The sequence below is a fragment of the Nodularia spumigena CCY9414 genome (assembly GCF_000340565.2).
Taxonomy (GTDB): Bacteria; Cyanobacteriota; Cyanobacteriia; order Cyanobacteriales; family Nostocaceae; genus Nodularia; species Nodularia spumigena.
This window is the reverse complement of record NZ_CP007203.1, coordinates 4565078-4574992: the sequence shown is the minus strand read 5'-3', so window position 1 is coordinate 4574992 and position 9915 is coordinate 4565078. Positions and strand designations below refer to the sequence as shown.

8 protein-coding genes and 1 pseudogene are annotated in these 9915 nt (G+C 41.0%); 3 read left to right on the top strand and 6 right to left on the bottom strand.

Annotated features, from left to right (window positions below; all coding sequences use genetic code 11):
• The 6 genes and pseudogenes from NSP_RS19985 to NSP_RS19960 all read right to left on the bottom strand — a co-directional run.
• Positions 1-476, bottom strand: a 476-nt coding sequence (locus NSP_RS19985) for an RNA-guided endonuclease InsQ/TnpB family protein (protein ID WP_017804370.1), incomplete at its 3' end; no start/stop codon positions are given.
• A pseudogene (locus NSP_RS19980) lies at positions 460-894 on the bottom strand (IS607 family transposase); the annotation flags it as partial. The pseudogene NSP_RS19980 and the gene NSP_RS19985, both read right to left, overlap by 17 nt.
• Before the next feature lie 119 nt (positions 895-1013).
• A complete protein-coding gene (locus NSP_RS19975) occupies positions 1014-1289 on the bottom strand; it encodes a hypothetical protein (protein WP_006198233.1) in 276 nt (91 codons plus the stop codon).
• A 145-nt stretch (positions 1290-1434) separates the two neighbouring features.
• Entirely contained in the window at positions 1435-1800 is a 366-nt protein-coding gene (gene msrA / locus NSP_RS19970) for a peptide-methionine (S)-S-oxide reductase MsrA (RefSeq protein ID WP_006198234.1), read from the bottom strand.
• A gap of 39 nt (positions 1801-1839) precedes the next feature.
• Complete coding sequence (locus NSP_RS19965; protein ID WP_006198235.1) at positions 1840-3030, bottom strand: RNA-guided endonuclease InsQ/TnpB family protein; 1191 nt, start codon at positions 3028-3030, stop codon at positions 1840-1842.
• 207 nt (positions 3031-3237) lie between these two features.
• The gene (locus NSP_RS19960; RefSeq protein WP_006198236.1) at positions 3238-4773 is read right to left on the bottom strand and encodes an FAD-dependent oxidoreductase; all 1536 of its coding nucleotides are present in this window, start codon (positions 4771-4773) and stop codon (positions 3238-3240) included.
• A 487-nt stretch (positions 4774-5260) separates the two neighbouring features.
• Between NSP_RS19960 and NSP_RS19955 the strand changes: the two genes are divergently transcribed.
• From NSP_RS19955 to NSP_RS19950, 3 genes are all read left to right on the top strand, one after another.
• Entirely contained in the window at positions 5261-5506 is a 246-nt protein-coding gene (locus NSP_RS19955; protein ID WP_006198237.1) for a hypothetical protein, read from the top strand.
• 14 nt (positions 5507-5520) lie between these two features.
• Positions 5521-5697 (top strand): hypothetical protein, encoded by a 177-nt coding sequence (locus tag NSP_RS26085; RefSeq protein ID WP_198138104.1) that lies wholly within the window; start codon positions 5521-5523, stop codon positions 5695-5697.
• Positions 5698-5886: 189 nt separating this feature from the next.
• Positions 5887-9750, top strand: a complete 3864-nt coding sequence (locus NSP_RS19950; protein WP_006198239.1) for a hybrid sensor histidine kinase/response regulator — start codon at positions 5887-5889, stop codon at positions 9748-9750.
• The last annotated feature ends 165 nt before the right edge of the window (positions 9751-9915 follow it).

The following is a 9915-nucleotide window of genomic DNA, read 5'->3' as shown; positions in this document are numbered from 1 at the left end:
TTAGCCTTACGACTAATGGTTACTGATTTAATTTCTTTTTGAGGTAGTCTTTCATAAGTTTGGAGAACTCCTATCTTCGGTACTTGTATTTTATTTGACTCTAAATTTTTGACACTACCCTCTAAGGTAAAGCTATCATGTTTACCCTTTCTCTTAAATTTAGGCACTCCTGATATTTTTTTAAAGCACCTATCCCATGCTGTTTTTAAAGCTCGTAGAGCTTCTTGTGGTGCTGATTTTGAACATTCGTAATACCAGGGATTTTCACTTTTTACTAATGCTACTAACCATTTATGTAAATCAATAGCAGTAGGAAATTTTATTTTGGAATTAGGATTTAACTTATTGTGCTCTAATATCTGTTTGGTAAGAGCTAATCCCCAATTCCAAGCATGACGAGCAACACCACAATGTTGAAGTAGTTGGGTACGCTGATGGTTATTGATTTTTAACTCAGTTTTAAAGCCGAACAGCAACTTCTTTCAACTCCTCTATAATTTTCTTGTTTTTGTGACTTCTAGATCCATACAGTCTGGCACTAAAAACTGTAATTATTTCTAAAACATCTTGAGCTAAGTCTTCTTCAAAAGTTGAGTCTTCAGTTCTATTGATAATTACTATTTCTGTTCCAAAATGTTCACACAAACTAAAAATTAATTCACTACCAAATCTCAATAGTCTATCTTTATGGGTTAAAACAAGACGTTCAAGTTTACTATCAACAATTAATCGGATTAATCTCTTTAATCCTTTTTTGCTGTAGTTTAAGCCTGAACCTAAGTCTTCTATAATTTCAAATTGCCAACCATTTTGAGCGCAAAATAATTCAACAACTTGCTTTTGTCTTTCTAGGTCTTCTTTTTGGTCATGGCTAGAAACTCGACAGTAACCAATGGGTGGGTTAGCGCAGCGTAACCCACCATAAACTTAAGGATAATGGTGGGTTACGGACTAGCTTCCTAACCCACCCTACAAATTTGATATTTTTTATTTGGAAGTTTCTAAACGATAAATTATAGCAGTTTAGTTCCAGTCTTCCAAGCTGTTTCTGCTAACTTATCAATGAAATCAAACAAAGGTTTAGAAGCATAAAAAGGTTTGATTCCTAAATCTTCAACTTTATACTTTTTCTCAAGCATGACATTTGGGGGTAAAGAGTCAATTTGTAACTCTTGTGCTGTGACATTTTTAATCCAAAATTCATCAGAGAAAAAAGGTGGATTGTCAAACAAAGCTGCGTGAAGGTTTCCGTTTTTCATGAAGAATTTGATTTCGTGAACGTAAGCCATATATTTGTTAGATAAGTAGTAAAAACACCCAAATTCATGAAATATAGCTCATTCTAACCTGCGAATGCACAAAATTATCTATATTAATCTGTGTTCATCTGTGTCCATCTGTGGTTAATTAATTCTTCTCCAACCTCAAAAGTAATTAACGCCGCCCCTTCTTCTCAAAATACTGCTGATGTTCTGCTGTGGCTAAATAGTATTCACTAGCAGGTTTAATTTGTGTGACAATATTTTGCTCAAATTTGCCCGACATTTGAAGTTTTGCTTTTGACTGCTGCGCTCTTTCTAACTGCTGCGCGTTGTGGCAAAATATCACAGACCTGTACTGTTCTCCTTTATCTGCGCCTTGGCGGTTAAGAGTTGTCGGGTCATGAATATCCCAAAATATCGCCAACAAATCATCATAACTGACAGATTCTGGGTCATACTCTACCTGCACAACTTCCGCATGACCTGTAATTCTCGATAAGACATCTAAATAACAAGGGTTAGGAAAATGCCCACCCATTTGACACTCCCCGGCGTGAACGCACGGGGATTCTTCTCTCTATGAGGCGACTTGCTCTAACAGGATTGCTCCAGCCAAAGTAGAGGTCATCTCTCCAGAAGCGTTGCTCATGTCCAGCATGAAGGTTCCGGTATGCCCTACCGTACCCAATCCTCGACTCAGGATGTTTCTAGCCGCATTTTCATCTCTATCCATGACACAACCACACTGACAAATATGTGTCCTAGTGGAGAGGGATTTCTTCACAACTGCACCGCAGCTAGAGCATTCTTGGCTTGTGTATTGCGGATTCACCGCTACCGTTACTCTTTTGAACACTTTAGCAAAGTATTCAATCCAGACACGAAACTGATACCAAGATGCGTCATTTATCGACTTAGCCAAACCATGATTTTTCACCAGATTTTTAATCCTCAAATCTTCATAAGCTACCAAGTCGTTGGACTGGACTACGCACCGTGCTAATTTCACAGCATGGTCTTTACGTTGCCTACTTATTTTGAGGTGGCGTTTACCTAAAAGTTGCCTAGCTTTGCCTCTATTCTTTGAACCTTTGACTTTTTGAGAAACACGTCTTTGTGAACGTTTGAGAACTTTTTCGCCTTGGCGGAGAAATCTAGGGTTGGGGGCAGTTTTACCTTCAGAATCAGTATAAAATTCTTTCAACCCGACATCTAATCCAATTGTGTTACCAGTTGGTTTTATGTTTTCACTACGGTTGACATCAATGCCGAATTGGACATATACCCCGTCGGCACGTTTGACCAATCTGATCCGTTTTATTTGGTTAATTTGGTAGAAATGCAGGTTACGAGTACCTTTGAGCTTTAGTCGTCCAATCCCTTTTTTGTCAGTGAAAGTGATTGATTTACGGTCTTCGGCAAGTTTCCAACCTGAAGTTTTATATTCAACAGAGTGGCATTGTTTGCGAAACTGTGGAAATCCCTTTTTACCAGGGATACCCTGTTTGCAATTTTCATAAAACCGAGTGATAGAAGACCATGCTCGTTCGGCACTGGCTTGTCTAGCCATTGAATTCAGTTCATTCGCAAAAGGAAAGTTAGCCGCAAGTACAGCACAATATTTCTGTAAATCGTTTTTACCTGTACCCTTAACATCCATCCATAGCCGAATACAGCTATTGCGGATGAATTTGGCAGTCCGAATGGCATCATCTACTGCGGTTAATTGGACTGACTTTCCGTAGGCTTTGAACTCAAAAACAAGCATCTTTTTACCTCCTGCCTTATACTATCATACTTGGTATAAGTTAAACGGAGACATAAAATATTTTTGATAAAAAAGTCCCCCTGGAAGGGAGAGGCTTTAAACCCAGTTTCTCGGTAAAAAAATAACCCACGTAGGTGGGTTTTGTCTGTGTAGCCGCGACTTCTAGTCGCCAGGTGAATTTTAAAACATCCTCTGAAAATCAAATCTTCAGGTTTGCTTCTGATATACAGGTGCAAGCCCATTAATCGCCGGGCCATTAATTACCTTACCCTTAGCATCAAACCGCGAACCATGACAAGGACAATCCCAAGTTTCTTCTGAAGAATTCCAAGCAACGATACATTTCAAGTGGGGACAGACTGCGGAATTCTCATGCAAAGTGCCGTTTTCGTCTCGATAAGCGGCGATTTTAGTTAAGCCTTGACGCACTACTGCACCTGTACCGGCGGGAATCTTTTCGACAGAATCAACTTCCCCTGGTGTAATCCAGTCTAAATATTGAGTAGCAATGTTAATATTTTCAGAGACAAAATCACCTGTTGCACCAATTCTGGTTCTTAATGGGTCGTAGACTTCAGCCCAGGTATTTTTTCGCCCCAAAATCATATCATTGAGCAGCATTCCGGCGATGGTTCCGTGGGTCATGCCTAAACCTGTGTCACCGGTGGCGATGTAAATATTATCCTCATCTAAGGGGTTTTTGCCAATGTAAGCAATGCCATCATCAGCATTCATTACCTGACCCGACCAGCGAAATAACCTCTCTGTCGCCATTGGGAAACGTTCTCTTGTCCACACTTCTAGTCTGGCATATCGGGCATCAGCATCATGAGCTTGCCCGGTTTTATGGTCTTCGCCACCCACAATGAGGACATCATATTGTTCATCGAGATTTTGCAGGCGAATGTAGTGATAGGGGTCGAGAGTATCCCAGTAAAGGGCTTTGGTAACAGAACCGCGAGGAACTTTTATACCAATCACAAATGTCATGTAAGCCGCTTGCTTAAAGTGCATGGTAGCCAAATTACTAATTGGGGAATTGGTGGCTACAACTACAGCATCAGCTGTCACAACTTGACCATTGCTGGTTTCTACACGGGCAGTTACACCACCTGTAATTTTTTGTACGTGGGTTCCTGTATAAATTCTCCCGCCACGGCGTTGAATTGCTTCAGCTAATCCGGCGAGGTATTTCAGGGGGTCAAATTGCCCTTGGTGGGGAAAGCGCAGACACATTCCTGTATCAAAGCCATCTACTGGGGCTTGTTTGACAAGTTCCACACCCGTGAGTCCGGCGCGATGTGCTGCGGCTAATTCTCGTTCCATCTCATCCAGTGATTGCAGGTCAGGGGGAAAGAGATAACCGTTGAGTCGCTCTAAGTCACAGTCTATTTGTTCACGAGATGCGATCGCTTGTATAGTATCAATTGCTTTGGTATGACTTTCGGCAATCTGCTTTGTTCGCTCTTGTCCGTGAATATCCTCAAGTTCAAAGTAGCGATGATACAAAACATTGGAAAGGTGTGCCGTTGTCCGGCAAGTTTGACCCCCACCAATCGGTCCGTCATCTAGCACCACTACTGATTTACCTTCACGACTGAGCATATAAGCAGTGGACATCCCCGCCATCCCTGCACCGACAACGCACACATCAGCATGAGTGTTTTCTGCCAGTACAGATTGATCTGGCACTTCTGCCGTTGTCATCCAAATAGAAGTTGTTTTCCCAGAATCGTTTTGCATATTTTTGTAGTTTTTCAAGTCTAAATCATCTGCTGATAGCAGATTATTGAAATTATAAATTCTGTACGATTCTAAATCTAATTTACTAGTGATATATCTGCTGAATGATAGACTTTGCTAATCTACTATTTTGGGGAATAAATTTTCAAGATTAAATTATATGTAATTCCTATTTTAGGTCTAATACAGCAGTGAATATCTATCCTTTATTTTATGTCTCTTGTTATATAGATAAACAAGAATAGCTGCCCAAGGGAAGATATTCGCCATTAAATAATTTGAACATTCATACAATAATATTCCTTTAGATATATATTTATATAGTAGTTATAAAAATCCCCGTAAATGTGAATATTTGGCTGTATAATAAATTAAGTTAATGGCATTTATCAAAAATCATGAATTTTTATTCAAGTGATTTTATTTTTATAGTTTTAAACTGCTGAATTACTCAGCCTGAAAGCCAAAATTTAGAGAACTTATATATATGCCACAGTATTTCGGAAAATTACCAGTAACTCACCAAGCGTGGACAACTATTGGGACGGTGCAAGCTGTTAATAAAAACGATCGCACTATCAGTTTTGTCTGTGGTGATGCACTTCTGACAATCCGTGTACGCCTAGCAGCAACGAGACAATTTATACCCCGCCCTTCTTGGGCGATCGCATTAGATGATCCAGAATGGGCAACAGTACCTTTTGAGGTCAAGGAAACAGAAGTAGTAGTATAAATTACTACATTTAAATGTGCGTGTGTGTGCAGAAGCAAAACTGCCGGATTACCTGCTTCGATATAACTGTGGAAATTGGCGACCGAGAAGGAAAATGGACACCGACACCGCGTGAAGTTATTGTAGAACTGGTTGGCGTTGGCGAGCAGCGCTTCCCCGATGATGGTCGGGGACGGAGCCTGAAATTTTAAAATTATGTTTAGAGATAGATGATTTTGTCTCAATTATTCTCTAATCTAGACTTTGGAATCACAAAATATGCATATAGGTAGAGGTAAAATTTCTCAAAACTGAGTAGTTTACCTACTTACTTATCTAATTTTTAGTTCTTAAGAAATACTACACATTACTACGCTAGACAGTTCGGTGGTAAAACTTCAATGTTCAAAATTAACCCCTTGCAACTGGAATATTTACACAGATTAAGAGTGGTGCAAGCTGCAAGTGCGATAGCGATATTAGTCGGTGTTTTGGTGCTGTTGGGTTGGTTTTTTGACCTGGAATTGCTCAAAAGGTCTGGCAATAATTTAGTCACAATGAAGCCCAATGCAGCTTTAGGCTTTTTACTATCTGGTCTATCGTTGTGGCTGTTGCAGATGGCACAGGGTAAAAAAGACAATTCCAGCATTGCTTACTTACGCGGTTCTAGGATTTGTGCAGCAATCGTTACCTTAATTGGTTTACTGACACTCAGTCAATATTTGTTTGGCTGGAATTTGGGCATTGATGAGTTACTATTTACGGATAAACCGGATGCAATATTTACATCCCATCCAGGGCGAATGGGGTTTAATACTGCTTTAAATTTTATATTGGTGGGTATAGCTCTAGAAATTTTGGCGCATCCAAAAAATAACCGTAGTTGTTGGTATGTCCAAATTCTCGCCCTGATAGCAGCTTTGATTTCTTTACAGGTAGTGATCAGCTATGCTTATAAAGTTCAAATTTTCTCCCGTATTGCCTCATTCACCACATCAATGGTATTACATACAGGACTAACCTTCATTGTACTTTGTGTAGGTATTCTGTGGGCGCGTCCAGATAAAGGATTAATGCAAGTAGTGATGAGTGATACTTACGGCGGTTTAATTGCGCGTCGTTTATTGCTGGCCGCGATCGCGATACCATTAGTTTTAGGCTGGTTAATTCTCCAAGGTCAATTAGCCGGAAAATATGGTTCGGCTTTTGCTTTATTGCTATTTGCCATCATTTTAATCATCATTTTTACAATTTTTATTTGGCAAAGTTCAACCGTAATTACACGCCTGTGTCGTCAACATGATGAGGCGCAAAAAAAACTCCGGGCTTATGAAGAAAAACTCAGAAGCTTTGTAGATGCTAACGTGATTGGAATTAAATTCGGGGATGTGTATGGAGGTATTCACGAAGCAAACGACGCATTTCTACAGATGATTGGCTACACCCGTGAGGATTTATTAACAGGCAAGTTAAATTGGCGAAATATTACGCCCCCAGAGCATGTATACTCAGATAAGCAAGGAATCGCCGAAGCCCAAGGAAATCCCAATGGTGCTTGTACGCCTTATGAAAAAGAATACATTCACAAAGATGGTAGGCGAATTCCGGTTTTAGTCGGTTATGTATTGGTAGGCGAAAACCGAGAAGAATCAGTGGTATTTATTCTCGACTTAAGCGAACGCAAGCAAGCGAAACAACAAATAGTCCAACTTAATAAAGATCTACAGCGACGCATCGCTGAATTACAAACCTTATTTCAAGTTATTCCCATTGGTATTGGTATTGCTGAAGATGCGGAATGCAAAACTATTAGAGCTAACCCCTGTCTTGCTCAACAATTGGGGGTATCATCAGATGAGAATGTCTCCCTCAGCGCTCCTAGTGCAGAAAGACCGACAAGTTTTAAAGTGTACCGTGAGGGTAGAGAATTATTACCAGAAGAACTACCCATGCAGTACTCTGCTGCTCATGGAGTGGAAATGCTCAATTGTGAACTGGATATTGTTCATGAAAATGGCAAAGTTGTGAAGTTGCTAGAACACGTCGCCCCATTGTTTGATGAAGAGGGTGACAGCAGAGGTAGCGTTGGCGCGTTTTTGGATATTACGGAACGTAAGCAGGTAGAAGAAACCATCCAAAATCAGCAGAAATGGCTGGAAGATGTCTTAAACATGATGCCTATGCCATTACTGTTTATTGAACCAGGAACGGGGCGGGTAATCTTTGCTAATCGAGCGGTGGATGACTTAGCTGGAGGTGAGTTTCCCAAAGGTATCCCAGTGGAAGAATATCACACAGCATATTACTGCACAGATATGGCAGGAAATCGCATCCCTAACGACCAAATACCAGGGGCGCGGATAGCCCGTGGAGAACGTTTGGATGGATTAGAGATGGACTGGCACACGAAAGAGTCTGTACGCTCTATAAGGATATTTTCTGATACCCTCCCAGCAATGCACGGTCATCCAGCTACCTGTGTTTCAGCTTTCCAAGACATTACCAATCTCAAGGAAATAGAAAAAGCTAGGACATTAAACTACAGAAGGTTACAGCTGCTATTTAACACAGCCAGCGATTTATTATCCAGTCAGCAGCCATTAGCATTAATTCACAGCTTCTACCAAAAATTGGCGGAGCAAATTGGTTTAGATGTTTACTTTAACTATTTAGCTGAAGACCACTCTCAGGTAATGCATTTAGTATCTTTTACAGGCGTTTCTGAGGAGATTGCTAAAGAATATGAGTGTCTGAAGTTTGGTCAATCAGTGTGCGGGATTGTAGCCCAAGAACGCCATCCTATATATATCGAAAATGTTCAGCAATCAACTGATCCAAAAACAGAATTAATTAGGAGTTTAGGGATTACAGCTTATTATGGTTATCCGTTAATAGCATCGGCACGACTTTTGGGTACTCTGTGTTTTGGTAGCCGCAGTTGTTCTCGCTTCACTGAAAATCAAAGAGGTATGATGCAAGCGGTATCTGATCAAATTGCGATCGCAATGGAAAGATCGAGTTTAATTGCTTCTTTACAGCAGCAAACTGAGCAATTACGAGAAGCTAACCGCATGAAGGATGAGTTTCTGGCGATATTATCTCATGAGTTGCGATCGCCTCTCAATGCTATTCTCGGCTGGGCGCAATTATTGAGGTCTCGCAAACTCAGCGATATTCAAATAGCTAAGGCTATGGAAACTATTGAACGCAATGCGAGGATGCAAACTCAACTGGTAGAAGATTTGCTGGATATCTCCCGGATGATTAGAGGTAAGCTGCATCTCCACGTTTGTACTTGCAATTTAGTTCCTTTAATTGAGTCAGCCGTTGAGACAGTTCACCTAGCCGCCCAAGCCAAAGAAATTGATTTGAGAATTTCCCTGATTCCCTCCCCAGAAATGCCGCAGGATCATTCAAGATTTTTAGTTTCTGGTGATATTGAGCGTTTACAACAAATCATCTGGAATTTATTGTCTAATGCTATCAAATTTACACCTACAGGTGGTAGAATAGAAATTAGACTCTGCCAGAGCGTTGAGGATGATGAAAAATTAGCCAGAACAATCACTAGCTATGCTCAAATCCAAGTCATTGATACAGGTATTGGTATCAAACCGGAATTTCTACCTTATGTTTTTGACCGCTTTCGTCAAGCAGATAGTTCTAGTACCAGGTCTTATGGCGGGTTAGGATTAGGTTTAGCAATCGTCCGTCATTTAGTCGAATTGCATGGTGGTATTATCTCTGTCGATAGTCAAGGTGAAAACGAAGGCGCAACCTTCACCGTTAAGTTACCACTGTTATTAGAAAGTCAGGCAGTTATTCCTGACTCAGTTAATCAGAACAACGCAGATTTTGCTTATCCGTCCCCGGTTCCCTCGCTTTTAGGCGTGCGGGTGCTGGTAGTCGATGATGAAATGGACACTCGCGATTTTATCTCTACCGTACTGGAAGAGTGCCAAGCCGAAGTTAAAGCAGTAAAATCCGTTTCAGAGGCATTACAGGTGATTATAGACTGGAAACCGGATGTTTTAGTCAGTGATATTGCCATGCCAGAAGAAGATGGTTATTCATTAATCCGGAAAGTGCGATCGCAACCACAAGAACAAGGTGGTAAAATTCCCGCAGCAGCACTAACAGCGTATGCTAGAGCAGAAGACCGCACAAGAGCCATCCAAGAAGGATATCAGTTACACTTACCTAAACCCATTGAGCCGGCTGAATTAGCTACAGTAGTAGCCAGTCTTGTAATTCGTAATTCGTAGTTCGTAATTCGTAATGCCTCCTTCGGATGAGCTTCGCTAACGTAATTCGTAATCATATAAGCCGTATCATAGCCCCCTCCTCGCTTGCGGTGAACCAGCGCTGTAGGCGGGTTTCCCACCGTAGGCGACTGGTGAACCCGAAGGGGGAGGGGGTTGGGGGTGGGG